Consider the following 24,280-nt stretch of genomic DNA (forward strand, 5'->3'; position numbering starts at 1 on the left):
AACTTACTTAGGCCGCGCCAAGGATGGGTCCAAAGTTTGCCCGGTCTGCAAGGCGGGGATCCTCGCGGTCCGGAACAACCAGCACCGGGCTCTTGGCGTGGTGCAGTACCCCTGCAGAGGTGGAACCCAGGAGCATCCCGGTGAAGCCACCACGGCCACGGGTGCCCACCACCACAAGCTCCACCTGCCGGCTCGCCTCCACCAGGGCATCCACCGGCGAGCCGTCCTTGAGCGCTGCTTCCATGGGCAGAGCGGGGTAATGGCTCCGCAGCCAGGCCATCCCGGCGTCGAGCTGTACCTGGATGTCGGCCAGGAGCGCCTTCCGGTCCATGGGGGCCGGGACCCAGGCGAGGGATCCGCTGTACTGCGGCACCGCGCAGAGCACCCGCAGTTTTGCCCCGAGCCGCTCGGCCTGGGCGGCTGCCTCGAGGACGGCGACGCGCGCCTGCTCGGATCCGTCGACACCGACCACCACCACATTTTCCACGGGGTGGTGCCCGGCTTTGGCCTGTTCAGCCCTGATGCGTTTGTCGTCGGTGGTTTCGCCCAGCCGGTCCGCGCAGATCAGGGGCACTGTGACGGTGGGGCATTTGGCGTGGGCAGGCAGGGCGCTGCTGACTGAACCGAGCAGGCGTCCCACAAACCCGCCGCGCCCCCGGGTGCCCACCACCAGCAGTTCGGCGGCTTCGGACAGCTCCAGCAGCACGCCCGAGGCGTCACCGTTCTCCACGGAGGCGTCGACGTCGATGTTGTAGCCGGAAACCTTGTCCAGTGCCTGCTGGACCACTGCCTCGGCGCCCTCGCGGATCACCGAATCGTCCACGGTGGCGTAGCCGCCATCCAGCCCGGACGCGGCGAAGATCGGCACAGAATACGCCGTCACAATATGCAACGGCCGACGGCGGCGCTCCGCTTCCCGGGCCGCCCACACCAGTGCGCACTGGCCGTGATCGGACCCGTCCACGCCCACAACGATTCCGCCCGGGGCGGGCGACGTTCCGGCGTCGTCCCGTTCCGGATCCGGATGCATCTCCTGTGCGCCCATGGGGCCGCCTCCTCGCAATACTGCCTGATGTTGCGGCTATTCTGCCAGAAGCGGGGCCCTCCGCCTGCACCCGGGGCAGTGTCACCGCCCGGACCGGGAATACCCTGCTTCCGCTACTCACTATTCTCGGTCAGTGAACACTTAGCAAGCTATCCACAGCTCCCGTGGGAAGGTTATCCACAGCCTGCCCCTGACCGGGTGGAAAGCGCATTCAATGCGGGAGGGAATGTTTCGGTTTGGGCTACCCATGGGCGCAAATGTTCTGTAGTCTTCGAGGCACTGCCGGTCCGGGACGCCCTGAGTAAGGAAGCATCCCGGGCCGGTTCTGCGGCCGGACTTTGGGGGTAAGGTGGCGCATGCGGGCGACGACGCCCGCGCCAGCCGAAATCTTCGAAGGAGGGAAACTGTAGTGTCAAGCATGCCTGTGAATGGCGGGACCGAACGGACCACCACGGTGATCATCGGCACGGGGCTTTCCGGCCTGGCCGTGGGAGCCGAACTGCGCCGGCGCGGCGTGGACGCGATCGTGGTGGACGGACTCGACATCCTGGGCGCCGGGCAGCCGGCCAACACGGCCTCGCTGCAGCGCTGCGACGCCGCGGATTCAGACTCCCTGCGGGAACGCAACGAAATCCTCCGGCACCTGCGCAACTACGCGGCGAGCCACGATATGGACGTACGCAACACCACCCGGGCCGTCCAGCTGACCATGGTAGGCGGAACCGCCGATGGCGGGCGGGACGGCACCACAGAACCCTTCGTTCCCCGCCAGTGGGAGGTGCACACGCCCAACGGCATCCTGCTGGCCGACAACATTGTGCTGACCCGCTGCGCCCACAGCCAGCTGCGGCGTATGCTCAGCGACTTCGGCATCACCGTCCGCAGCAACCTGGTGGCAGCCATGCGGACCATCGGCATTTACCTGGTGGGTGTGGGCGAACTGATCACGCCCTCACCCAAAGAGGTGCTGCGCCAGGCCAAAACCGTGGGGCAGGCCATCTCCGCCAAGGTGCAGCCGGACGGCGGCCCCGCCGCCCTGACCGGCTTCGCTGTCTAGGACCGCCCAGCCGTCCAAGACCGCTTAGCCCCGGTCGCTGCCACTGCCTGAGCCGTCATGTGCCGCGCCGTCACTGCCTGAGCCGTCGCTGCCTGCTGCGAGCCGTCGTTTCGCCAGGACGCCGATAGCCACCAGCAGTCCCAGCGCCACGGCGGCGAAGACCACCAGGCTCCAGGGAAATGGCTCTGACGCGTCAACCGCCGGCAGCGGGGTCGCTGTGGCCCCCGGCTGGGGGGAACCCATGGTGGGGACGGCAGCCGCCGTCGTCGTACTGGTTCCGGGTGACGCGGCCGACGGCGATCCGGCCGCCGATGCTCCCGCCGCACCGGCGGTGGCGGTAAACCCGAACGTCCCCTCGATGGGGTGCGAATCCGAGCTGACAACGCGCCACGCCACTGTGTAGGCGCCCGCCGGGGCGCCGGCTTTGAGCTTCTGGGACGCCACGTTATCGACGATTTCGACGTTCCCGTCCGCCCACTCGGCGCCGGCAGAATCCTTGACGGAGAACTGCGCGCCGATGCCCAGCGGGGTTTTGTTGAAGGTGACGGAAACCTTCCCGGGCGGGGTGGCCAGAGTTGCGCCCTGGGCAGGGCTGCTGGACTCCGCAGCGTCGTGCGCCGACGCCGGAGCGGAGACGCCCAAAAGCGCGGCGGCAAGAAACACGGCTCCGAGCAGAACACTCAGCAGCTGACGGCGGGTGGATCGCATGGGTGGACAGCTCCCTTAAATTGGATTCCCTCCAGCCTAGGCGAACTTCCGGGCCGGCCCCGCTCCCCGCCTAGGCGCCCACATATGCCGCCAGATGCTTGCCTGTGAGGGTGGACCGCGTTGCCACGAGGCCGGCCGGCGGGCCCTCGAAAACGATCTTTCCGCCGTCATGGCCCGCTCCGGGACCGAGATCGATGATCCAGTCGGCGTGCGCCATGACTGCCTGGTGGTGCTCGATGACGATCACTGATTTCCCGGAGTCCACGAGCCGGTCCAGGAGGCCCAACAGGTTCTTGACGTCCGCGAGGTGCAGGCCTGTGGTCGGTTCGTCGAGTACGTAGACATCGCCCTTTTCGGCCATCTGGGTGGCCAGCTTGACGCGCTGCCGCTCGCCGCCGGACAGGGTGGTGAGCGGCTGCCCGAGCGTAAGGTAGCCAAGCCCGACATCCACCAGCCTGTCCAGGATCTTGTGGGCCGCCGGCGTACGGGCCCCGCCTTCGCTGAAGAAGGCCTCCGCCTCGGTCATCGACATCGCCAGCACCTCGGCGATGTTGCGGCCCCCGAGCCTGTATTCGAGCACCGACGCCTGGAAGCGCTTGCCTTCGCAGTCCTCGCAGGTGGATTCCACCGTTGCCATGACACCCAGTTCGGTGAAGATGACGCCGGCGCCGTTGCAGGTAGGGCAGGCCCCCTCGGAATTCGAGCTGAAAAGTGCCGGCTTCACGTTGTTTGCCTTCGCGAACGACTTGCGGATGGGCTCGAGCAACCCGGTGTACGTGGCGGGGTTGCTTCGGCGTGAGCCTTTGATGGCACCCTGGTCGATCACCACCACTCCGTCCCGGTCGGCCACCGAGCCTTGGATCAGCGAGCTCTTACCCGAGCCGGCGACCCCGGTCAGGACGCAGAGCACTCCAAGCGGGATATCGACATCAACGTTTTGGAGGTTGTGCGTCGAAGCTCCACGGACCTCCAGCTTCCTGGCTGAGGAACGTACTTTGTCTTTCAGGGCCGCCCGGTCATCGAGGTGGTGACCGGTGATGGTGTCGCTGCCCCGCAGGCCCTCGACACTGCCCTCGAAGCATACGTTCCCGCCTTGAGTGCCGGCGCCGGGACCTAGGTCCACCACGTGGTCGGCGATCCCGATGGTCTCGGGCTTGTGCTCAACCACGAGCACCGTGTTGCCTTTGTCGCGCAATTGCAGGAGGAGCTTGTTCATCCGTTCAATGTCATGGGGGTGCAGGCCAATGGTCGGCTCGTCGAAGACGTAGGTAACGTCCGTGAGAGATGAGCCGAGGTGCCGGATCATCTTGGTCCGCTGGGCCTCTCCTCCTGACAGGGTGCCTGCCGGACGGTCCAGAGAAAGATAACCCAGCCCGATTTCGGCGAACGATTCCAGGATGTGGCGCAGCCCGGTGAGCAGCGGGGCAACGGAGGGTTCCTGGAGGTCCCTGATCCAGCCGGCAAGATCGGTAATCTGCATCCCGCACAGATCCGCGATGTTCCTGCCGTTGATCTTCGAGGAGCGGGCCTCCTTGCTGAGCCGCGTTCCCTCACATTCAGGACACGCCTGGAACGTGATGGCCCGATCCACGAAGGCCCGGATGTGCGGTTGCATGGCCTCGACGTCTTTGGAAAGCATCGATTTCTGGATTTTCGGAATCAGGCCCTCGTAGGTGAGGTTGATCCCCTCAACCTTGATCTTGGTCGGCTCCTTGTAGAGGAGGTCCTGCATCTCCTTCTTCGTAAACTTCGCGATCGGCTTGTCCATGTTGAAGCCGGCGCCGGCGAAGATGCGGCCGTACCAGCCGTCCATGCTGTAGCCGGGGACCGTCAGGGCACCCTCGCCCAGGGACTTGCTGTCATCGAACAGTGCGGTGAGGTCAAAATCGGAGACGGAGCCCATACCCTCGCAGCGCGGGCACATGCCACCCAGGTAGACGGCGTTTTGCACCACGCTCTTCTCGGTCCGGCCGGACTTCTCGGTACTCATCACCCCGCTCGCCTTGCGCGTCGGGACGTTGAAGGAGAACGCTGTGGGCGGCCCGATATGAGGTGTGCCGAGGCGGCTGAACAGGATCCTGAGCATGGCGTTGGCGTCGGTGGCAGTGCCCACCGTGGAGCGGGGGTTGGCACCCATCCGCTCCTGGTCGACGATGATCGCCGTGGTCAGTCCCTCGAGAAAGTCGACGTCAGGCCGCGCGAGGTTGGGCATGAACCCCTGCACAAAAGCGCTGTAGGTTTCATTGATCATCCGCTGCGACTCTGCGGCGATGGTGGCGAAAACCAGCGAACTCTTGCCGGACCCGGAGACGCCGGTGAACACCGTCAGGCGGCGCTTGGGGATTTCAAGGCTGATGTCCTTGAGGTTGTTCTCCCTCGCACCCTGCACACGGATCAGGTCATGCGTGTCTGCAGCGTGGACCGCGGGTGCCTGCAGGTCCGTTGTGGTGTCCGCAGTCATTTTGCCTCGTTGATGCGGATCATGTTGCCGGCGGGATCGCGGAAGGCGCAGTCCCGGATGCCATAGGCCTGCTCGATGGGCTCCTGGACCACTTCGGCGCCGCTTGCCTGCACCTTCTCGAAGGTTCCATCCAGGTCCGGGGTGGCGAGCACGATCCGCGCGTAGCTGCCCTTTGCCATCAGTTCGGCGATGGTCCGCCGTTCATCCTCGGTAAGGCCCGGGTCCGCCGTCGGTGGCTCAAGGACGATGGAGGTCTGGGGCTGGCCGACCGGCCCGACGGTCAGCCAGCGCATTCCGCCGTATCCGACGTCGTTGCGCACCTCGAACCCCAGGGTGTCCCGGTAGAACGCCAAAGACGCTTCCGGATCGGTATGGGGGAGGAATGTCCAATGAATTGTGAGTTCCATGACGCCAGTCTAGGCGCGGCTTTGAGCCCGCGCTTCTCTATTCCTGATCGGTCTGGTGACCTGCTTGACCACGCAGGAAGGCATGCCCGCCGCGTGCCCGCCGGCCACGCGCCGGTAGCTGCCCGGCGACATGCCCACCAGTTCCGTAAAGCGGGTGCTGAAGGTACCCAGCGACGAGCAGCCGACGGCGAAGCAGACGTCCGTGACGCTCAGGTCACCGCGGCGAAGCAGTGCCATTGCACGCTCGATGCGCCGGGTCATCAGGTAGCCATACGGCGGCTCGCCGTAGGCGAGGCGGAACTGGCGGCTGAGGTGCCCGCCGGACATGTTCACACCCCGGGCGAGCGCCTCGACGTCCAGCGGTTGCGCGTACTCGCGGTCGATCCGGTCACGCACGCGGCGGATCAGGGTGAGGTCGCGCAGATGCTGCTCTTGGGCGGGATTGGTCCTCACGTGCGTGATAGTGCCACGCCGCAGCGGGGATGTCCAGCGTTTTATCCACGTTGCCGGCCTGTTGCGCGCCTGTTAAAGGTAGCGAACTTCACGGCCGGTCTGCCCCTCCGTGGTCCGGGAGTCCGCCCTCCGCCGCATAGGATCAAGTATCCCCAAAAGACTCCCCCGGAGGATTAATGCTTAAGCAAGGCTCTGCCCTGGACCGGTACTTCAAGATCACCGAACGGGGGTCCAACCTCTCCCGCGAGATCCGCGGCGGGTTCGCCACCTTCTTCGCGATGAGCTACATCGTGGTTCTCAACCCGCTCATTCTCTCCGGCCCGGACTCCGACGGCACCACGCTGGGGTTCACCGCCGTAGCCGCCGTCACCGCCTTCGTGGCAGGCATCCTCACCATCCTGATGGGGGCGTGGGCCAAGCACCCCTTCGCCCTGGCCACCGGCCTGGGCGTCAACGCGTTTGTTGCCGTCACCGTGGCAACCAACCCGGGCCTGACGTGGCCGGACATGATGGGCCTGGTGGTCATCTCCGGTGTGACCATGCTGATCCTGGTCCTGACCGGCTTCCGCACAGCCGTCTTCAAGGCCGTTCCCGACGGGCTCAAGACGGCGATCGTGGTGGGCATCGGCCTCTTCATCGCCCTGATCGGCCTGGTCAACGCCGGCTTCGTCCGGCGCATCCCGGACGTGGCCGGCACCACCGTTCCCGTGGGCCTGGGTTTCGACGGTAAACTCCTGGGCTGGCCGACGGCCGTGTTCGTCTTCGGCCTGATCCTGACCATCGCCCTGGTGGTCCGCCAGGTCAAGGGCGCCATCCTGATCGGCATCATCACCTCGACGGTTATTTCAGTCATCCTGGAACTGACCCTGCACATCGGCCCCAGCTTCGATGGCAAGGTCTCCAACCCCCAGGGCTGGTCGCTGGTAGCCCCCACGTTCACCGAATGGTCGGCTCCGGACCTGTCCCTGATCGGCAAGGCCAACCCGTTCGGCGCCTTTGAGCACCTGGGCTTCGTGGCCGCCACGCTGCTGGCCTTCGTGATCCTCCTCAGCATCTTCTTCGACGCCATGGGCACCATGGTGGGTCTCGCCACCGAGGCCGGAACCATCGACGAGCACGGCAACATCCCCAACGTCGACCGTGTGCTGCAGGTTGATGCCCTGGGCGCCATTGTGGGCGGCGGCGCCTCGGTGTCCTCCAACCAGATCTATGTGGAGGCAGGCGCCGGAATCGGCGAGGGCGCGCGGACAGGTGTGGCATCCATCGTGACCGGCCTCCTGTTCCTGGTGGCCATGTTCTTCACGCCGCTGATCAACCTGGTGCCCTTCGAAGCGGTGGCGCCGGCCCTGGTGGTGGTGGGCTTCATGATGGTGTCCCAGGTGGGCAAGATCGACTGGCAGGACTGGGGCATCGCGATCCCGGCGTTCCTGACCTTCACCCTGATGCCGTTCACCTACTCCATCGCCAACGGCCTGGGCGCCGGGTTCATCGCCTTCGTCCTGATCCGCACCGTCCAGGGGCGGGTCAAGGAGATCCACCCGCTGATGTGGGCGGTGGCAGCGGCCTTCCTGCTCTTCTTCGCTGTGGGTCCGATCGAGGCCGCCCTGGGCATGCTGTAACCCTGCAGCGGATGGCCCCTTACACGGGAGTGTTGGGGGCCATCCCCTCGTCGCCGGTCTCTGCCAGCGCCTTGCGCTCACGGAGCTTGTCCAGCCGGTTCATCAGCGGCGAGGTGGTGGCGCCGTGAATGATGATGGAGAGCGCTACCACCAGCCCCACAAAACCCCACAGCCATTCCGCCTGGTCCGAGAATTCGCCTTTCCCCACAGCGTAGGCAAGGTAGTACAGCGAGCCGATCCCGCGGATGCCAAAAAAGGACAGCGCGATCCTCTCCCGCGGCCCCGTCTTGCCGCCCATGAGCCCCACCCAGCCGGCAACCGGCCGGACCAGGAGCAGGAACGCCAGGGCCACCAGAACCTCAACCCAGCCCATCCGGTCAAGCAATCCCCTCGCGATGGCGCCGCCCAGCAGGACCAGGATCACCACGGTCATCAGGCGTTCGAGCTGCTCCACATAGGAGTGCAGGACCTTGTGGTAACCGTGCGAGTGTTCCGCCGATCGGATGGTGACGGCGCAGACGAACACGGCAATGAACCCGTACCCCTCGATCATTTCGGTGAGGCCGTAGGCCAGGAATGTTGCCGCCAGAGCCACGAAGCCCTCTGAATGGTTGGCCAGGCGGAGGCTCTCTTTCTGAGCAGAGAAGAAAAGCCGGGCCAGGAGTTTGCCCATCAGGAATCCGACCAGGAGGCCGGCCGCCAGGCGCCACAGAACGTCCACGGCGAACCATTCCGGGAACCACGCCAAGGGCGAGGACCCCACGATGCTGATGGCGATGGCGAGGTACACAAAAGGGAAGGCCAGGCCGTCATTCAGGCCGGCTTCGGAGGTCAGGCCGAACCGGACCTCGTCTTCGTTCTCGCTGCCCTCCTCGGCATCCGCCGGTTCGCCCACCTGGACTTCCGATGCCAGCACCGGGTCTGTCGGGGCCAGGCTGGCGGCTACCAGCAGTGCGGCACCGAGCCCGAGCCCGAGGAACCACATCCCGAGCAAAGTCAGGACGACAATGCACACCGGCATGGCGATCCCCAGGAGCCGCCAGGTGGTGGACCAGCTCCTGCGGCCCACCGGACGGTCCAGTGCCAAGCCCGCGCCCATCAGCGAGATGATCACGCAGACCTCCGCGAGGTGGGTGGTGAAGTCATTGTGCTGGAGTGGATCGGGGTCCGGCAGGGTGGGAATCAGGGAAAATGCGGTCAGTCCCGCGCCGAGGAACACCATGGGCATCGAAAAGGGAGCGTTGCGCAGCGCTTTGGGCAGGATGGCTGCGACAAACACGGCCAGGCCGGCGGCGGCAAAGAGAATACTCGGGGCTTCTAGCATGGGCGGCTCTTCCGGAATCGGACGTGCGCATTGGGATTGATCCACAATAGCCCCGCCGCGCACGTTGCACGCTTCCCGCCGCAGCCTGCAGCTTCCGGAATGCCGGACAGCACGACGGCGGCGCCACTGGTTTTCGCACCCGGCATGCGGTGAAGTTGAGGCATGGTCCTTCCCTCACCTCCCGTCGATCTCCCGCCCGAGCCCTGGACGGGGCGGTTCGACGGCGAAGGCCAGGAACACCGCCGCTGGTGGCAGGCGGTCTCGCCGTATTCCGGCGGGGTCCGCCCGGTAGGTGGCTCCACCGGCTCCGTCGCCGCACGCCCGGCTGTCATCCTGGGGTTTGCCAGTGACGAGGGGGTCCGGCGGAACAAGGGCCGCCCCGGTGCGGCCCAGGCCCCCGCCGCCCTCCGCGCCGCGCTGGGCCCGCTTGCCTTCCATCTGGACCGGCAGGTGTTCGACGCCGGCGACGTGGAAGTTTCCGGCGGCGCGCTGGAAGACGGCCAGGCCCGTGCCGGGCATGCCATCACCGCAATGCTCGACGCCGGGAATCTCACCGCTGTCCTGGGCGGCGGCCACGAGACCGCATTCGCCAGTTACCTGGGCGTTGCAGCGTCCGCAGCCGTCCAGGCCGGCAAACGGCTGGGCGTGCTGAATCTTGACGCCCATTTCGATCTGCGCGATGAACCCGCGCCCAGCTCCGGGACTCCGTTCCTCCAGATGGCGCACGCGGAAGCCGCCGCGGGACGCGAACTCCGGTACGCCGTCGTCGGGATTTCAGAACCCGGCAACACGCGCGCACTGTTCAACACCGCCGGGCGCCTTGGCGTGCAGTATGTGCTGGATGAGGACTGCTCAGCCGCGCGGGTGGAGTCCTTTGTGGCCGGTTTCCTGGCCGGGGTGGACGTGCTGTACCTGACGATCGACCTTGACGTACTGCCCGCTTCCGTGGCGCCCGGGGTCAGTGCGCCGGCCGCTTATGGTGTGCCGCTCCCGGTCATCAGTGCCGTGTGCAGGCAAGTGGCGCAGAGCGGAAAACTGCTGCACTTTGATGTCGCCGAACTGAACCCCGCTTTCGACATCGACGGCCGCACAGCCAAGGTCGCAGCGCGGCTCGTGGACACCATGCTGCGCTGACCCGAACCACTGTTTTCGCCGTTGCAGTGCCGGGATGGGAGAGAATGCAAGAAGGTAAGTAAGCTGTCTATTGTGAGCTGAACGGTTTACCCGCTGCCGAAAGGAAGCCTGCCATGAGTCATCAACGACGAGCCGCGGTCCTCCTGCTCTCCGCACTGCTCCTCGCGGGTTGCGGGACGTCCTTTCCCAGAGATCCGACGGGAACCCTCGAGAAGGTCAAGGAGGGCACCCTGCGTGTGGGTGCCAGCGAAAACGGTGACTGGGTGGATCTTCCGGACGGCCCTGGCGGCGACGTCGAAGGCACCGAAGCCGAGCTGGTCCGCCGGTTTGCGGCCTCGTTGGGCGCGAAGGTTGAGTGGGTCCCCGGAACCGAGCACGTCCTGGCTGAGGAGCTGAAGCACGGCGGGCTGGACGTGGTGATCGGCGGGCTGGATGACAAAACGCCATGGGCTACCCACGCCGGCCTCACCTTGCCGTACACGGAATCCCGGGACAGCCGGGGCTCGCTGCACAAGCATGTGATGCTGGTGCCTTTGGGTGAAAACGCCTTCCTGCTGGAGCTCGATAAGTTCCTGGCGGAAACGGCAGGTGCGAAATGACGGCGGTGGAAAATCGCAGCGCCGTCCGGTTCGGCCATACCGAACTGCCGGCGGAACAGCAGGCCGCACTCCGCAAAGCCGTCGCCTTCGAATGGCTCACCATAGGCTTCCTGGCCGTATCCACCGTTATGGTGTTTGCGGTACTGGGCAATTCCCAGGCCATGAAGGCCGCGTGGATCGAGGACGTCCTGTCCTTCCTCCCGCCGGTGTCCTTCCTGCTGGCCGCCCGCGTTATCCGCAAGCGGCCCACCGAGGAGCACCCCTACGGCTTCCATCGCGCAGTGGGCATCGCCCACGTAGTGGCAGCGGTGGCATTGACCGTTATGGGTGCCTACCTGATCGTGGACTCCGCCATGGGCCTGCTCACCGCCGAGCATCCCACGATCGGCGGCTTCAACTTCTTTGGCCAGACCATCTGGCTGGGCTGGCTGATGATCGCGGCCATGATCCTCACCGCCGGCCCGCCCATCTACCTGGGCCACGTCAAGATGAAACTGGCCGAAAAGCTCCACGACAAGGTGCTCTACGCCGACGCCGACATGAACAAGGCCGACTGGATGACAGCTGCGGCTGCGGCCGTTGGGGTGGCGGGCATCGGCCTGGGCTGGTGGTGGGCTGACTATGCCGCCGCGCTCATCATTTCGGGAAGCATCCTCCACGATGGCATCCGCAACACCCGGGCAGCCATCTCGGCACTGATGGATAAACGGGCGCGGACCTACGACGACGCCGAACCGCACCCCGTGGGCCGGCAACTGGACGAGTACCTCCAGGGCCTGGACTGGGTTGACACCGCGCAGTCCCGCATCCGGGACGAAGGCCACGTCTTCCACGTGGAATCCTTCATTGTCCCTGCCGGACCGATGCCCGGCGTGGAACAGCTGGAAGCCGTCCGGAAAGCCTGTATCGCCCTCGATTGGAAGGTCCAGGACATGGTGCTGGTTCCGGTCGCGGAACTGCCATCCGAGTACCTGCCTGGACCGACGTCCGGCGGCGAACGGTGAAGCTCCCTCCCGCCTGCCCGGCTCAACCTCAGCCTCAGCTTCAGCTTCAGCTTCAGACTCAGGCCACTGCACCCTTGAGCACATAGCGCCGCTCCGGGCGCCCCACGCCGTACTTCAGCCGGACCTCCAGGACACCCTCGTCGTGCAGGTACTCCAGGTACCGGCGGGCGCTGACCCGGGACGTGCCCAGCTGGACTGCCACCTCAGCGGCGGAGAGATCGCCGTCGGCCTCCTTCAGCGCCGTCTCCACCAGCTTCAGCGTTTCGATGCTGCAGCCCTTGGGCAGGGGCCGTTCGGTCCGGTCCAGGCCGAAGACCCGGTTGACGTCCGACTGTTCCGCCACATCCTTGGACGAGTCCAGGCCGTGGTACGCGTTGCGGTAGTGCTCCAGGCGTTCCTGCAGGTCAGTCTGCGAGAACGGCTTGATCAGGTAATGCACTATCCCGCCACGGAGCGCCTTCCGGACAGTTTCCACTTCGCGCGCGGCACTGATCACCAGGACGTCCAGTTCCGGGGCGACCTCGCGCAGTTTGTGCATCAGGTCCAGACCATTGATGTCCGGCAGGTGGATGTCCAGGAGGACCAGGTCGGGCTGCAGGCGGGCGGTCTCCGTCATGGCCTGCGCGCCGGTATGGGCCACGCCGACGACCGCGAATCCGGGCGTGCGCTGGATGAATCCTGCGTGGACCTTGGCCACCATGAAGTCGTCGTCGATGATCAGGACGTTGATCATAACTGTGGCCTCCTTCGTTTGAGCTTCGCAGTAAATACCGCGCCGTTATCGTTGGCCACAGTGAGGTCGCCGCCGGCGCGCCGGCAGACCACCCTCGAGAGGGCCAGCCCGAAGCCACGCCCGCCGTCGGATCCGGGCTGCGGGCCGCCGGGCTGTTTGGTGGTGAAGCCCTGGCGGAAGATCTCCTCGCGGCCGGCGTCGGGGACCCCCGGGCCGTTGTCCCGGACAGTTACGGTGACCGTAGTGCCGCCGTCCTGCACCAGCACGCTGACGCTTCCCGCCGGAAGCCCGGCGACGGCGTCGAACGCGTTGTCCACGAGGTTCCCGGCGACGGTGGCCAGGTCCCGTGAGAGATCGTCATCCACGCGGCCCAGGGCGGATTCGGGATCCAGCTGGAGCGTCGCCCCGCGTTCGGTGGCGAGGCTGGCCTTGGCGATCAGCAGCGCGGCCAGCGCGGGGTCCTGGATCCGGCTGGTGACCTCGTCATTGAGGCGGGTGCGGTCCACGGTGGCACCATTGACGAACTGCACCACCGAATCGTACTCACCGATCTGGATCAGGCCCGAGATCACGTGCAGCTGGTTGGCGAATTCGTGGGCCTGCGCCCGCAGAGTGTCTGTGGCGGTGCGGGTGGCACCCAGTTCGCGTTCCAACGAGGACAGTTCGGTACGGTCACGCAGGGTGGTGACGGCGCCGATATTCCGGCCGCGGGACCGGATCGGCACCCGGTTCAGCACCACGAGCCGCTCCCCCACCAACACCAGCCGGTCCGGATCCACCTGCTCCTGGGTGAGCACTTCCTTGAGGGCAGGATCCACCGCGAGCGCCGCGAGGTCCTTGCCCACACAGTCGGCAGGCAGTCCGAGAAGTTCGCGGGCACTGTCATTGGCAACCGTGACGCGCTGGTGCGGATCGAGTGCCACCACACCCTCCTTCAGCCCGTGAAGCATGGCTTCGCGGTTTTCCACCAGGCCGGTGATTTCGCTGGGTTCCATGCCGAGCGTCTGCCGCTTCACCCGGCGGGCCAGCAACAGGGAGCCCGCCACTCCCAGCACGCTGGCGATACCGAGGTAGGTCAGCAGGTTGGGGACGGCGTCGCCCAGGCGCTCGAGAACGGAGGGATAGTGCCGGCTGATGGAGGCAATCCCGATCATCCTGCCGCTGTCATCAAGGACAGGAACGTGCGCTGAGAGGGTCTGTGAACCGGATCCACCCACAGTGCCGGTCCAGGCGCGGCCTTGCATGACCCTGCTCTCACCCAGCTCCAGCGGCTGGCCCAGGAGGCTCGGATCGGACGAGGTCACCACCGTGCCGTCCAGCTTGGCGATCGCCACGTGTGAGGACCCGGAGACCGTCCGCACTGACTCGGCCACCGCGGGGAGGGCTGAGCCGACCCTGGGTTCGGCGTCGGGAAGGAGAGCGCGCACCGTGGGATTGGCGCCCAGCGCTTCAGCGGCGGACAGCGCCCGGCGGCCCTCGATCCGTTCAAAATCGGCCGCCGATTGCGCGAGGGAAATCGCGGCCACGGCCACCAGCACGGCGAGGACAATCAGCAACTGCAGCGCCAGGTACTGCCCAGCGAGGGACATTCCTCTACGTCGAGACACTGTTGTTCTTTCCTCTGGTGCGGCGCGGGGCCCTCGCGGGGGTACCGGAACTATATCCCAGCGTACGGGGCTATCCGGGCCCGGTGGGCCGCTGGAAACGTGAACGCAATGAACTTAACTTTCTCTGCGTACACAAGAGTGATGCCCGTCACTTCCGGGCCTAGCATCGGATCACCAGTCAGTTTTTTGTTGAACATTCTCAGAGAAGAGGAACACATGCGCCAGATCCGCGCATTGCGAATTGCCGCCGTCGCCGCCGGCATCGCCCTGATGGCCACCGGCTGCGGGGCCACCGGGAAAAGCTCCACCGATTCCACCACCACGGGCGCCGCTGCAGGTCCGTTGACCAATTTCCAGATCATGGTCCCCAACACTGCAGGCGGCGGCTATGACACCACCGCCCGCGTGGCGGCCAAAGTCCTCGAAGACGAGAAAATCGCCACGAACCCCGAGGTCTTCAACCTCGCCGGCGCCGGAGGCACCGTGGGCCTCGCACGTATCGTCAACGAAAAGGGCAACGGCAACCTCACCATGCTCATGGGCCTGGGCGTGGTGGGAGCGAGCTACACCAACAAGTCAGAGTCCAAGCTGACGGCCACCACTCCGCTGGCCAAACTGATCGAAGAGCCTGGCGCCATCATGGTCAGCAAGGATTCGCCCTTCAAGACCATCGACGACCTGGTCACGGCGTGGAAAGCTGACCCCGGTTCCATCAGCGTTGGCGGCGGATCCTCCCCCGGCGGCCCGGACCACCTGCTGCCCATGCAGCTCGCCGGCGCCCTCGGCATCGATGCCACCAAGGTGAACTTCGTGTCCTACGACGGCGGCGGGGACCTCCTCCCGGCCATTCTCGGCAACAAGGTGGGCTTCGCGGCCTCCGGTGCCGGTGAGTACCTCAAGCAGATCGAATCCGGTGCGGTCCGCGTCCTGGCCACCAGTGGCGAGAAGCGGCTGGAAGGCGTGGACGCCCCCACGCTCAAGGAATCAAACATCGACCTGGTGTTCACCAACTGGCGCGGTATCGTGGCCCCTCCGGGCATCACCGACGCCGACAAGGCCAAGCTGATCGCCGCGCTTGAAAAGATGCACGGCACGGCTGCCTGGAAGGAAGCCCTGAAGACCAACAGCTGGAGCGACGCCTTCATCACCGGAGCTGAGTTCGAAAGCTTCCTTGCCGAGCAGGACAAGCGGGTGGCGGACGTCCTCACGAAGCTTGGCCTGGCGTGAGCTCCTCACCCACACTGGCCTCACGGCTCAAAGGCCGCTCCGAGCTGGGGGTTGTCCTCCTGCTCGGGGCGGCCGGGGCCCTGGTCATCGCGGACGCGGCCCGCATCATCACCCCCTACTCCCAGTCTGATCCCGTAGGACCAAAGACACTGCCGTTCATCGTGGGCGGCCTGCTGCTGGTCTGCGCTGTGTTCCTGGCAGTCAACGTCCTCCGCGGCGGCCAGGGCGAAGCCGAAGGCGGCGAGGACGTGGACCTCACCCACCCCGCCGACTGGAAGACCGTCCTGCCGCTGATGGGAGCCTTCATCGCCAACATCCTGCTCATCGACTGGGCAGGCTGGGTCATCTCCGGCACCATCCTGTTCTGGGGCAGCGTCTGGGCACTGGGCGGCCGGAACTACATCCGTGACGGCCTCATCTCCGTGGCCATGTCCCTCCTGACCTTTTACGGCTTCTACCTTGGCCTTGGCATCAACCTGCCCGCCGGGCTCCTGGAAGGGATTCTCTGATGGATGTCTTCTCCTCCCTGATGGACGGCTTTGCCACCGCCCTGACCCCCCTGAACTTCATGTACGCCGTCATCGGCGTCATCCTGGGCACCGCCGTCGGCGTCCTCCCGGGCCTCGGCCCGGCCATGACCGTGGCACTGCTGCTTCCGGTCACCTACGCCCTGGAACCCACCAGCGCGTTCATTATGTTCGCCGGCATCTATTACGGCGGCATGTACGGCGGCTCCACCACCTCCATCCTGCTTAATACGCCAGGTGAATCGTCGTCGGTGGTCACGGCCATCGAAGGCAACAAGATGGCGAAAGCCGGCAGGGCCGCACAGGCACTGGCGACGGCGGCCATCGGCTCGTTCGTGGCCGGCACCATCGGCACCGCCCTCCTGGCGCTCTGCGCTCCGATCGTGGTGGATTTCGCCGTCAGCCTGGGCGCTCCGAGCTACTTCGCCATCATGGTCCTGGCCCTGCTGGCAGTCACCGCAGTCCTGGGCTCCTCACGGCTTCGGGGCTTTGCGTCCTTGGGCCTTGGCCTGGCCATCGGCCTGGTGGGACTGGACGTGGTCACCGGCCAGGCCCGGCTCACGTTCGGCGTGCCGCTCCTGGCGGACGGCCTGGACATCGTGGTGGTGGCAGTGGCCATCTTCGCCGTGGGCGAGGCACTCTGGGTTGCCGCGCACCTGCGCCGCAACCCGCTGCAGGTCATTCCGGTGGGACGCCCGTGGATGGGAAAGCAGGACTGGAAGCGGTCCTGGAAGCCCTGGCTCCGCGGCACGGCCTTCGGATTCCCCTTCGGTGCACTGCCTGCCGGCGGCGCCGAGATTCCCACCTTCCTCTCGTATGTCACGGAAAAGCGCCTCAGCAAGCACCCCGAGGAGTTCGGCAAAGGCGCCATCGAGGGTGTGGCCGGTCCCGAAGCAGCCAACAACGCTGCAGCCGCGGGCACACTGACCCCGATGCTGGCCCTGGGGCTGCCTACGAACGCCACGGCGGCAGTGATGCTGGCAGCGTTCACGCAGTACGGCATCCAGCCCGGGCCGCAGCTGTTCGAGAGCGAGGGACCACTGGTATGGGCCCTCATCGCCAGCCTCTTCATCGGCAACCTGCTGCTGCTGGTCATCAACCTGCCGCTGGCACCGATGTGGGCGAAGCTCCTGCAGATCCCCCGGCCCTACCTGTACGCAGGCATCCTGTTCTTCGCCACGCTGGGCGCCTACTCGGTGAACCTGCAGGCGTTCGACCTGGTCCTGCTGCTGGCGCTCGGTGCGCTGGGCTTCATGATGCGGCGCTTCGGACTTCCCGTCCTGCCGCTCATCCTGGGCGTTATCCTCGGACCGCGCCTGGAAAAGCAGCTCCGCCAGACGCTGCAGCTCAGCGCCGGCGACCCTGCCGGCCTCTTCAGCGAGCCGATCGCCGTCGTCATCTACATCATCGTGGCGATCATCCTGCTCTGGCCGCTGCTGTTCAAGCTGATCCGGCGGAACCGGCCGGCGGCCGTTTCTGCGGGGATACCCTCAACCGGCTCCGGCACAGTCCCCCCGGGGGAAGCCGGCGGCAGCGGCGGCGGTGGCAGCCACCGCGCTGATGCAACCCCCGGTGGCGACGGCGACGCCTAACCAGTCAGGGGCACCCGGCCCCGCAGCAGTAGATCAACTGACAGAAACAGAGGAACAGCCATGACGATTGTGGTGGGATACGTCCCTACGCCCGAGGGCGAAGCGGCCCTGACCCAGGCAATTTTGGAAGCCCGGAAGAGCAACAGCAAGCTGCTCGTGATCAACTCTTCCAAGGGTGACGCACTGGTGGACAACCGCTACGCGCAGGAACCCGAGATCCAGACCATCGAGGAACGCCTTGCCGCCCAGGGTATAGACCACGCCATCATCCAGCCCGTCCGCGGCCACGACGCAGCCGCCGAAGTGCTGGACGCCGCCGAGGAGCAAAAAGCCGAGCTGATTGTGATCGGCCTGCGCCGCCGCACACCGGTGGGCAAACTGATCATGGGCAGCACGTCCCAGCGGATCCTGCTGGAGGCCGACTGCCCCGTGCTGGCCGTCAAGGCAGGTGCAACGGCCTGAGCCGCGGCATCCTGCGGATCCGAAGCTTCTTCGCCACTCCGGCCCAAGCGGCGCTGGCCGGCGAAGAAGCTTCGGATTTTGCGCGTCAAGATGCCGCAAAGACCAGTCATCTGACATCTCACTTGCCTCACCGGGTATGATTGACCGAGCCTTTGGCACGAAACACAGAAAGTTCGGCACATGAATACAGCAACAATGGAACGCCCCCTGGCCGCCGTGGCGACGGGTGAGGCCGCAGCTTCCCGATCCCTGGACCTGCAGTTTTCCACCGCGCATGAAATGCACGAAGGACTGGACAAGGCTGTTGCCACGCTGATCGAGACCGCGAAGGCATCTGCCTGCGGCATCCTGGTGACGCGCCTCCACCCGGGACGCTTCCAGGTGGCCGTGGACGAGTCGGTTCCCTTCGGTGAGACCTACGAAAGCATTGCGGCCTGATCCGGCCGGTTTAAGCACAAAAGTCCCTGCAGTCCGGTACCGCCGGACTGCAGGGACTTTGTTGCGTTTGGTCAGCTCCTGCGGACCTCGACACCGTCGGATTTCAGGAAGGACTCCTTCTCTGACGGGCTGGCCGGTACGAGCCACAGCACGTTCCCGCTCTGCGATACTTCCTCCACGACGCCATCTGCAATGACATGCGCGTGCTTAATGATTTCCACCCGGTCCCCGGCCTGAAGCGCTCCCCAGTCCGAGATCGTGGCCGAATGGGCATTGCGCCTCGAAAGAACTGCCCCACGTGCTTTCATGTGAACTTCTACCCCTTTGTATTACGTCCTGCGCCACAGCATCCTTGATGTGACTTTTGCTACACCTTCAGTTCTACTACAGTTGCCGCCGGCAAAATGTGCGTGTTGCATCATATTTCGAGATTGCCCGCAGCCGCGAAGAATATTCCCGTTCAGGCAAGTACTCCCACCGCAGATTCTGCAGCCGCCCGCACACGCCCGGAGGCGACCAGCCGGTCAGCTTCCTCCAGCTCCGGCGACAGGAACCGGTCCGTGCCAGGGCCCTCGACGACGGTCCGCAGCACCTCCACCACGGCCTTCCCCGCCGGGCCCGGAACCAGGCGGCCCCCGGATTGCTGCGTGCGGAAGTCCAGGGCCCGTGCTGAGGTCACCAGTTCGATGGCGAGGACGCGGCGCAGGTTCTCCACTGATTTGCGCAGCTTGCGGGCGGCGTGCCACCCCATCGAAACGTGGTCCTCCTGCATGGCCGAACTGGGGATCGAGTCCACCGAGGCGGGAACTGCCAGCCGCTTGCTGTCCGAGACCAGGCCCGCCTGGGTGTACTGCGCGATCATGAGGCCGGAATCGACCCCGGGATCGTCCGCGAGGAAAGCGGGAAGTCCGTGTGAACGCGCAGGATCAAGCATCCGGTCCGTGCGGCGCTCTGCGATGGAGCTCAGGTCCGCTGCAGCTATGGCAAGGAAGTCGAGCACATAGGCCACGGGGGCTCCGTGGAAGTTTCCATTGGAGCTGACACGGCCGTCCGGGAGGACCACCGGATTGTCGATCGCGGCGGCGAGTTCCCTGGATGCAACCAGGGCAGCGTAGTCAACGGTGTCCCTTACCGCGCCCGCAACCTGGGGGGCGCAGCGCAGGGAGTAGGCGTCCTGGACCTTGGAATCACCCACGCGGTGGGAGGCCACGATGGGCGAATTGGACAGCACACGCAGCATGTTGTCAGCGCTGGCGGCCTGGCCCGGGTGCGGCCGGAGTGCAGCGTGCAGCTCCGGCAGGAACACCTGATCGGTACCCAGCAGGGCCTCAACGCTCAGCGCGGCGGTGATATCAGCCGTCGTCACCAGTTGGCGAAGGTCCGCGATGGCCATCAGGAGCATGCCCAGCATGCCCTCGGTACCGTTGACCAGCGCCAGGCCCTCCTTCTCGGCGAGGGTGACGGGTTCGATGCCGTGCCGGGCGAGCAGCGCGGCAACAGGCTCCCCGCCCCGCCCGCCGTATGTCACGCCGTCGGGCCCTTCCGCCTCGCCCTCGCCCATCAGCACCAGGGCGCAATGGGAGAGCGGGGCGAGATCGCCGGAGCAGCCGAGTGAACCGAATTCGCGGACCACGGGAGTGATGCCTGCGTTGAGCACGTCCACCATGGTCTGCAGCACCACGGGGCGGACGCCTGTGCGGCCCGAAGCGAGCGTTTTGGCGCGCAGGAACATGATGCCACGGACCACTTCCCGTTCCACGGCCGGGCCCATACCCGCCGCGTGGCTCCGGATGAGGGATTTCTGCAGCTGCGTGCGCAGCTCGTTGGGGATGTGCCTGTTGGCCAGCGCACCGAAGCCTGTGGAGATGCCGTAGGCAGGAGTCTCGCTGTTGGCGAGGTCGTCGATGTGGGCGCGGACCTTCGCCACTGTGTCGAGGGCTTCCGGGGAGATGGTCACCTTGGCGTTGTGGCGCGCGACGGCGACGACGTCCTCGGGCGTGACTCCGCTGGAGCCGAGGGTGACGGTCAGCGGTTCGTGGGTTGGGCCCACGCGAACAGGGTTCCCTGGCCGTGCTTGCGAGGTTAGGGAGTTTGTGGGGACAGTCATGGTATTACTTCGTTTCTTCTGCGGAATCAGCCGATTCCTTCATGGGGATGCGGACGCCGCGTTCTTTGGCCACCTCGACGGCGCGGTCGTAACCGGCGTCGGCGTGGCGGATGACGCCCATGCCGGGGTCGTTGGTGAGGAGGCGCTCGAGTTTCTGTGCCGCGAGGTCGGTGCCGTCGGCGACAGATACCTGCCCGGCGTGGATGGAGCGGCCGATGCCCACCCCACCGCCGTGGTGGATGGAGACCCAGGTGGCCCCGGAAGCTGTGTTGAGCAGGGCGTTGAGCAGCGGCCAGTCGGCGATCGCGTCGGAGCCATCCGCCATGGCTTCGGTCTCGCGGTACGGGGAAGCGACGGAGCCGGAGTCGAGGTGGTCGCGGCCGATCACGATGGGCGCCTTGACCTTGCCCTCCTTGACGAGCTGGTTGAACAGCAGGCCGGCCTTGGCGCGGTCGCCATAGCCCAGCCAGCAGATCCTCGCCGGCAGTCCCTCGAACTCCACCCGTTCCTGGGCGGCGTCGATCCAGCGGTGCAGGTGCTTGTTCTCAGGGAAGAGTTCCTTGATGGCCGCGTCGGTGACGGCGATATCCTCGGGGTCACCGGAGAGCGCCACCCAGCGAAACGGGCCAAGTCCTTCGCAGAACAGCGGGCGGATGTAGGCGGGGACGAAGCCGGGGAACTCGAAGGCGCGGTTGTAGCCGCCCTTGCGGGCTTCGTCGCGGATGGAGTTGCCGTAGTCGAAGACCTCGGCTCCGGCGTCCTGAAATTCCACCATGGCCTGGACGTGCCTGGCCATCGACGCCTGGGCCTTTTTGGTGAAGCCCTCCGGATCGGCCTGGGCTTCACGGTGCCATTCCGCTACCGAGATGCCTTCGGGGAGGTAGCTCAGCGGATCGTGGGCGGAGGTCTGGTCCGTGACGATGTCCACAGTGAGCTCGCCGGCGTTGTGGCGGCGCAGGATCTCCGGGAAGACCGCGGCAGCGTTGCCGACGTAGCCGACTGACCAGCCGCGGCGCTCCTCTTTGGCTTTGAGCACCTTGGCGATGGCGGCGTCGAGATCGGTTTCCACTTCGTCCAGGTAGCGCTTGCCGGCGCGGCGGCGCAGGCGGGTCTCGTCGACGTCGACAATCAGGCAGGCGCCGTCATTCAGCGTGACAGCGAGCGGCTGCGCCCCGCCCATCCCTCCGCAACCTCCGGTGAGCGTCAGGGTACCGGCGAGGGTGCCGTTCTCGTCACCGGTGAGTTTGCGGGCGATTGTGGCGAAGGTTTCGAAAGTACCCTGCAGGATGCCCTGGGTGCCGATGTAGATCCAGGATCCGGCGGTCATCTGGCCGTACATCATCAGGCCCTCGGCCTCGAGCCGGCGGAATTCCGGCCAGTTGGCCCAGTCGCCAACGAGGTTGGAGTTGGCGAGGAGGACGCGCGGCGCCCATTCGTTGGTGCGGAAAACGCCCACCGGCTTGCCGGACTGGACGAGCAGGGTCTCGTCCTTTTCCATGGTTTCCAGGGTGCGCGTGATCGCGTCGAACGCAGCCCAGGACCGGACTGCCCGGCCGGTGCCGCCGTAGACCACGAGGTCATCGGGGCGTTCGGCGACCTCCGGGTCCAGGTTGTTCATGAGCATGCGCAGCGGCGCTTCGGTCTGCCATGACTTGGCGGTGAGCTCGGTGCCGCGGGCTGCTTTGACCGGGCGGGCACCGGTGGTGAAATCGGCGGGTGCCATGGTGGCTCCTTCTCCTGTTGTGCCTGTAAGAGGTTCTCTATCAACTAAAGCCCCCCGCCAGCGGCGGCAACAGGGCATTGCGGGGGGTGCTGTCCGGTATTACAGACGCGGTCCTGACGTAGCCCGACTATGGGGCAAACCAAATTCGGCTGCCAGTTCGGCGGCCGGTTGGGCATTGCCCAGCCGGGCAAGTGCTATCTGGTCAGTTCTCTTGGGTCAGTGTTACTTGGCGGGGCGTCCGTGAATGCGGACCGAGAGTTCGTCCGCAACCTTCTGCACCCGGGCAGCGAGCATCGGCCACTGGTCCGCCGGCAATTTGTCTTCCAGGAAGGTCACGGCGACTGCCGCCGTCGGCCATCCCAGGTGGTCCGTGACGGCGGCGGCGATGGAACCAAACCCGGGCGTCACCTCGCCGTGCTCCGTGGCGTAGCCGCGCTGCCTGACCTGGTCGAGATGCGAGGAAAGGGCCGAGTACTTCATGATGGCGCCTTCCACCTCATGCCGGGCAGTGAACGCCGCGGCATTCGGATAGAGCGCCCGGACCTGTGACTTCGGCAGCGCGGCAAGAATTGCCCGGCCGCTGGCGGTGAGATGGCTCGGGAGACGGACGCCGACGTCGGTCACCAGCGACGGGCGGTTCTTGGCCCGTTCCTCCACGATGTACAGCACGTCCCGCCCATGGAGCACCGCCAAGTGAGCGCTTTCGCCGATGACGTCCACCAGCGATGCCAGCAATGGCCGGCCCAAACGCGAAAGTGGCTCCTGCCGCGAATAGGCCGAGCTGAGTTCAAAGGCGCTGATGCCGAGCCCGTAGCGCTGCTCTTCATGCAGGTGGAGGACAAACCCGTTCGCCTCCATCACGCCCAGGAGGTGGTAGACACTGGACCGCGGCAGGCCCAGTGACGTGGCAATGCTCGACGCCGCCATCGGCCCCCGCTTCGAGGCCAGCAGTTTGAGGATGCGCAGGGTGTTCTCGGCGGCTGGGACCTTCGATGCCACCTTTGGCTCACGGCCTCTTGGGGGCTCAGCTTCCGCATTTGCCATCATGGGTCTCCATCCTCTGCCGTCGATCTGCTCTTTGGTGCCGGCATCTCCCGCACTGTCCGGGATCCCGTACTCAACCTTGCGCCCTTGGCCGAGGGCTTCAGAGCCATCAGAACACTATTTGCGTCTGGAATACCAGACTATGGTGGGCTGTCACCCTTCCCGTCGACAGTGTCCTAGGCTGAACCGCGTGACCACACCCGCCGAGATCCTTGCTGCGTACGATTCCCAGCTCCGCAAACTGGTGCCCCTGGTGGTTCCGGCGGGCCACGACTATCAACTGCTGGGACATCTGCTTCGAGTGACCGGACAGCGGCGGGGCTTCATCGAATCAGCCCGTGATCTCGGGGCGGAGGGCGGAATACTCGACCGGCTGATCGAGGAACAGCGTGAGTACTTTGCCGGCTGCGGAGAAGCCGTGGAGTGGAAAACCCGGGCGCATGACCACCCAGGAGATCTCGAGCTTCGCCTCCTCGCCGCAGGTTTCCTGCCGGAAGGCAAGGAAACCGTCATGGCAGGCGAATCGGCCACGATGGCCGTTGAGCCCATGGTCCCGGAAGACGTACAGCTAAGACAGGTGTCCGGACTGTGCGACCTTGAACGGATTGCCGCCATGAAATCCGCAGTGTGGGGCGTTGATTACGGCTGGCTGGCTGACGATCTGCATGGCCGCTTGGCGGCGGACCCGGAAAACCTGGTGGTCTTTATGGCCGAGGCTGCAGGGGTTGTGGTGTCGGCAGCCTGGCTGGAGATCAACCCCGGCACGGACTTCGGCGGCCTTTGGGGTGGCTCGACCTTGGAGGAATGGCGTGGTCGCGGGATCTACAAGGCTTTGGTGGCCGTCCGCGCCCGGGTGGCGGCCACCCGAGGGGTGAAGTACCTCCAAGTGGATGCCTCTGCTGACAGCGAGCCGATCCTGCGAAGGCTGGGATTCACCGCAATCACGACCACCACACCGTATGTGTGGACGCCGCCCGCCGGCGGTTCCGGCGCCATTGGATAGAGTGCC

General features: G+C 65.8%; 23 protein-coding genes. 11 read left to right on the forward strand and 12 right to left on the reverse strand.

Annotated elements, in window-relative coordinates; translation table 11 throughout:
* Positions 1-7 precede the first annotated feature (7 nt).
* Positions 8-1,045: a universal stress protein gene (locus tag AC1MCA_RS07850; protein WP_108599004.1), complete on the reverse strand. Its 1,038-nt coding sequence runs from the start codon at positions 1,043-1,045 to the stop codon at positions 8-10.
* A 418-nt stretch (positions 1,046-1,463) separates the two neighbouring features.
* On the opposite strand from AC1MCA_RS07850, the gene AC1MCA_RS07855 reads away from it, so the two are divergent.
* A complete protein-coding gene (locus AC1MCA_RS07855) occupies positions 1,464-2,102 on the forward strand; it encodes an FAD-binding protein (RefSeq protein WP_479803333.1) in 639 nt (212 codons plus the stop codon).
* Between the two features lie 24 nt (positions 2,103-2,126).
* Here AC1MCA_RS07855 and AC1MCA_RS07860 read toward each other — a convergent pair whose 3' ends face one another.
* The 4 genes from AC1MCA_RS07860 to AC1MCA_RS07875 all read right to left on the reverse strand — a co-directional run bounded on the left by AC1MCA_RS07860 (position 2,127) and on the right by AC1MCA_RS07875 (position 6,131).
* On the reverse strand, positions 2,127-2,810 hold the full coding sequence (locus AC1MCA_RS07860; RefSeq protein WP_479802465.1) for a copper resistance CopC family protein: 684 nt from the start codon (positions 2,808-2,810) through the stop codon (positions 2,127-2,129).
* Between the two features lie 70 nt (positions 2,811-2,880).
* Positions 2,881-5,271, reverse strand: coding sequence for an ATP-binding cassette domain-containing protein (locus tag AC1MCA_RS07865; protein WP_479802466.1), 2,391 nt, complete (start codon positions 5,269-5,271; stop codon positions 2,881-2,883).
* Positions 5,268-5,678 carry a VOC family protein gene (locus tag AC1MCA_RS07870; RefSeq protein WP_108599000.1) on the reverse strand — a complete coding sequence of 137 codons (411 nt, stop codon included), beginning with the start codon at positions 5,676-5,678 and terminating at the stop codon, positions 5,268-5,270. Before AC1MCA_RS07870 ends, AC1MCA_RS07865 begins: the two co-directional genes overlap by 4 nt.
* A 9-nt stretch (positions 5,679-5,687) precedes the next feature.
* A complete protein-coding gene (locus AC1MCA_RS07875; protein WP_479802468.1) occupies positions 5,688-6,131 on the reverse strand; it encodes a helix-turn-helix transcriptional regulator in 444 nt (147 codons plus the stop codon).
* A 176-nt stretch (positions 6,132-6,307) separates the two neighbouring features.
* On the opposite strand from AC1MCA_RS07875, the gene AC1MCA_RS07880 reads away from it, so the two are divergent.
* Entirely contained in the window at positions 6,308-7,750 is a 1,443-nt protein-coding gene (locus AC1MCA_RS07880) for an NCS2 family permease (RefSeq protein WP_108598998.1), read from the forward strand.
* A gap of 19 nt (positions 7,751-7,769) precedes the next feature.
* On the opposite strand, the gene AC1MCA_RS07885 is transcribed toward AC1MCA_RS07880, so the two are convergent.
* Positions 7,770-9,074: a cation:proton antiporter gene (locus AC1MCA_RS07885; RefSeq protein ID WP_479802470.1), complete on the reverse strand. Its 1,305-nt coding sequence runs from the start codon at positions 9,072-9,074 to the stop codon at positions 7,770-7,772.
* A gap of 162 nt (positions 9,075-9,236) precedes the next feature.
* Here AC1MCA_RS07885 and hutG point away from each other — a divergent pair, with 162 nt between their 5' ends.
* The 3 genes from hutG to AC1MCA_RS07900 all read left to right on the forward strand — a co-directional run bounded on the left by hutG (position 9,237) and on the right by AC1MCA_RS07900 (position 11,811).
* Positions 9,237-10,208, forward strand: a complete 972-nt coding sequence (hutG, locus tag AC1MCA_RS07890; RefSeq protein WP_479802472.1) for a formimidoylglutamase — start codon at positions 9,237-9,239, stop codon at positions 10,206-10,208.
* Between the two features lie 113 nt (positions 10,209-10,321).
* Complete coding sequence (locus AC1MCA_RS07895) at positions 10,322-10,807, forward strand: transporter substrate-binding domain-containing protein (RefSeq protein WP_479802474.1); 486 nt, start codon at positions 10,322-10,324, stop codon at positions 10,805-10,807.
* Positions 10,804-11,811: a cation efflux transmembrane domain-containing protein gene (locus AC1MCA_RS07900; RefSeq protein WP_479802476.1), complete on the forward strand. Its 1,008-nt coding sequence runs from the start codon at positions 10,804-10,806 to the stop codon at positions 11,809-11,811. Before AC1MCA_RS07895 ends, AC1MCA_RS07900 begins: the two co-directional genes overlap by 4 nt.
* Before the next feature lie 58 nt (positions 11,812-11,869).
* Here the strand turns inward: AC1MCA_RS07900 and AC1MCA_RS07905 are convergent, their stop codons facing one another.
* Positions 11,870-12,544, reverse strand: a complete 675-nt coding sequence (locus tag AC1MCA_RS07905) for a response regulator (protein WP_479802478.1) — start codon at positions 12,542-12,544, stop codon at positions 11,870-11,872.
* Positions 12,541-14,133, reverse strand: a complete 1,593-nt coding sequence (locus AC1MCA_RS07910; RefSeq protein ID WP_479802480.1) for a sensor histidine kinase — start codon at positions 14,131-14,133, stop codon at positions 12,541-12,543. Before AC1MCA_RS07910 ends, AC1MCA_RS07905 begins: the two co-directional genes overlap by 4 nt.
* 234 nt (positions 14,134-14,367) lie before the next feature.
* Between AC1MCA_RS07910 and AC1MCA_RS07915 the strand changes: the two genes are divergently transcribed.
* From AC1MCA_RS07915 to AC1MCA_RS07935, 5 genes are all read left to right on the forward strand, one after another.
* A complete protein-coding gene (locus AC1MCA_RS07915) occupies positions 14,368-15,378 on the forward strand; it encodes a Bug family tripartite tricarboxylate transporter substrate binding protein (protein ID WP_108599941.1) in 1,011 nt (336 codons plus the stop codon).
* A complete protein-coding gene (locus AC1MCA_RS07920) occupies positions 15,375-15,887 on the forward strand; it encodes a tripartite tricarboxylate transporter TctB family protein (RefSeq protein WP_479802482.1) in 513 nt (170 codons plus the stop codon). Before AC1MCA_RS07915 ends, AC1MCA_RS07920 begins: the two co-directional genes overlap by 4 nt.
* Positions 15,887-17,497, forward strand: a complete 1,611-nt coding sequence (locus tag AC1MCA_RS07925; protein ID WP_479802484.1) for a tripartite tricarboxylate transporter permease — start codon at positions 15,887-15,889, stop codon at positions 17,495-17,497. Before AC1MCA_RS07920 ends, AC1MCA_RS07925 begins: the two co-directional genes overlap by 1 nt.
* Positions 17,498-17,557: 60 nt before the next feature.
* On the forward strand, positions 17,558-17,959 hold the full coding sequence (locus tag AC1MCA_RS07930) for a universal stress protein (protein ID WP_108599944.1): 402 nt from the start codon (positions 17,558-17,560) through the stop codon (positions 17,957-17,959).
* Positions 17,960-18,139: 180 nt separating this feature from the next.
* Complete coding sequence (locus AC1MCA_RS07935; protein ID WP_108599945.1) at positions 18,140-18,397, forward strand: hypothetical protein; 258 nt, start codon at positions 18,140-18,142, stop codon at positions 18,395-18,397.
* A 71-nt stretch (positions 18,398-18,468) separates the two neighbouring features.
* On the opposite strand, the gene AC1MCA_RS07940 is transcribed toward AC1MCA_RS07935, so the two are convergent.
* The 4 genes from AC1MCA_RS07940 to AC1MCA_RS07955 form a co-directional block, all read right to left on the reverse strand.
* A complete protein-coding gene (locus AC1MCA_RS07940; protein ID WP_479802486.1) occupies positions 18,469-18,705 on the reverse strand; it encodes a hypothetical protein in 237 nt (78 codons plus the stop codon).
* Positions 18,706-18,857: 152 nt separating this feature from the next.
* Complete coding sequence (gene hutH / locus AC1MCA_RS07945; protein ID WP_479802488.1) at positions 18,858-20,504, reverse strand: histidine ammonia-lyase; 1,647 nt, start codon at positions 20,502-20,504, stop codon at positions 18,858-18,860.
* 4 nt (positions 20,505-20,508) lie between these two features.
* A complete protein-coding gene (locus tag AC1MCA_RS07950; RefSeq protein ID WP_479802490.1) occupies positions 20,509-22,227 on the reverse strand; it encodes a urocanate hydratase in 1,719 nt (572 codons plus the stop codon).
* A gap of 222 nt (positions 22,228-22,449) precedes the next feature.
* Positions 22,450-23,271: an IclR family transcriptional regulator gene (locus AC1MCA_RS07955; RefSeq protein WP_479803335.1), complete on the reverse strand. Its 822-nt coding sequence runs from the start codon at positions 23,269-23,271 to the stop codon at positions 22,450-22,452.
* Positions 23,272-23,461: 190 nt separating this feature from the next.
* Here AC1MCA_RS07955 and AC1MCA_RS07960 point away from each other — a divergent pair, with 190 nt between their 5' ends.
* Positions 23,462-24,274, forward strand: a complete 813-nt coding sequence (locus AC1MCA_RS07960) for a GNAT family N-acetyltransferase (RefSeq protein WP_479802492.1) — start codon at positions 23,462-23,464, stop codon at positions 24,272-24,274.
* The last annotated feature ends 6 nt before the right edge of the window (positions 24,275-24,280 follow it).

The sequence above is a fragment of the Arthrobacter sp. BK1 genome, from assembly GCF_056680055.1.

Excerpts from the sequence above, each read along its gene's own strand:
- AC1MCA_RS07925 (WP_479802484.1), top strand. The coding sequence starts at position 15,887 with ATGGATGTCTTCTCCTCCCTGATGGACGGCTTTGCCACCGCCCTGACC.
- AC1MCA_RS07880 (WP_108598998.1), top strand. The coding sequence starts at position 6,308 with ATGCTTAAGCAAGGCTCTGCCCTGGACCGGTACTTCAAGATCACCGAA.
- AC1MCA_RS07895 (WP_479802474.1), top strand. The coding sequence starts at position 10,322 with ATGAGTCATCAACGACGAGCCGCGGTCCTCCTGCTCTCCGCACTGCTC.
- AC1MCA_RS07905 (WP_479802478.1), bottom strand. The coding sequence starts at position 12,544 with ATGATCAACGTCCTGATCATCGACGACGACTTCATGGTGGCCAAGGTC.
- AC1MCA_RS07935 (WP_108599945.1), top strand. The coding sequence starts at position 18,140 with ATGAATACAGCAACAATGGAACGCCCCCTGGCCGCCGTGGCGACGGGT.
- AC1MCA_RS07915 (WP_108599941.1), top strand. The coding sequence starts at position 14,368 with ATGCGCCAGATCCGCGCATTGCGAATTGCCGCCGTCGCCGCCGGCATC.
- AC1MCA_RS07930 (WP_108599944.1), top strand. The coding sequence starts at position 17,558 with ATGACGATTGTGGTGGGATACGTCCCTACGCCCGAGGGCGAAGCGGCC.
- AC1MCA_RS07855 (WP_479803333.1), top strand. The coding sequence starts at position 1,464 with ATGCCTGTGAATGGCGGGACCGAACGGACCACCACGGTGATCATCGGC.
- AC1MCA_RS07865 (WP_479802466.1), bottom strand. The coding sequence starts at position 5,271 with ATGACTGCGGACACCACAACGGACCTGCAGGCACCCGCGGTCCACGCT.
- AC1MCA_RS07955 (WP_479803335.1), bottom strand. The coding sequence starts at position 23,271 with ATGGCAAATGCGGAAGCTGAGCCCCCAAGAGGCCGTGAGCCAAAGGTG.
- hutH (WP_479802488.1), bottom strand. The coding sequence starts at position 20,504 with ATGACTGTCCCCACAAACTCCCTAACCTCGCAAGCACGGCCAGGGAAC.
- AC1MCA_RS07910 (WP_479802480.1), bottom strand. The coding sequence starts at position 14,133 with ATGTCCCTCGCTGGGCAGTACCTGGCGCTGCAGTTGCTGATTGTCCTC.
- AC1MCA_RS07940 (WP_479802486.1), bottom strand. The coding sequence starts at position 18,705 with ATGAAAGCACGTGGGGCAGTTCTTTCGAGGCGCAATGCCCATTCGGCC.
- AC1MCA_RS07900 (WP_479802476.1), top strand. The coding sequence starts at position 10,804 with ATGACGGCGGTGGAAAATCGCAGCGCCGTCCGGTTCGGCCATACCGAA.
- AC1MCA_RS07885 (WP_479802470.1), bottom strand. The coding sequence starts at position 9,074 with ATGCTAGAAGCCCCGAGTATTCTCTTTGCCGCCGCCGGCCTGGCCGTG.
- AC1MCA_RS07860 (WP_479802465.1), bottom strand. The coding sequence starts at position 2,810 with ATGCGATCCACCCGCCGTCAGCTGCTGAGTGTTCTGCTCGGAGCCGTG.
- AC1MCA_RS07950 (WP_479802490.1), bottom strand. The coding sequence starts at position 22,227 with ATGGCACCCGCCGATTTCACCACCGGTGCCCGCCCGGTCAAAGCAGCC.
- AC1MCA_RS07850 (WP_108599004.1), bottom strand. The coding sequence starts at position 1,045 with ATGGGCGCACAGGAGATGCATCCGGATCCGGAACGGGACGACGCCGGA.
- AC1MCA_RS07870 (WP_108599000.1), bottom strand. The coding sequence starts at position 5,678 with ATGGAACTCACAATTCATTGGACATTCCTCCCCCATACCGATCCGGAA.
- hutG (WP_479802472.1), top strand. The coding sequence starts at position 9,237 with ATGGTCCTTCCCTCACCTCCCGTCGATCTCCCGCCCGAGCCCTGGACG.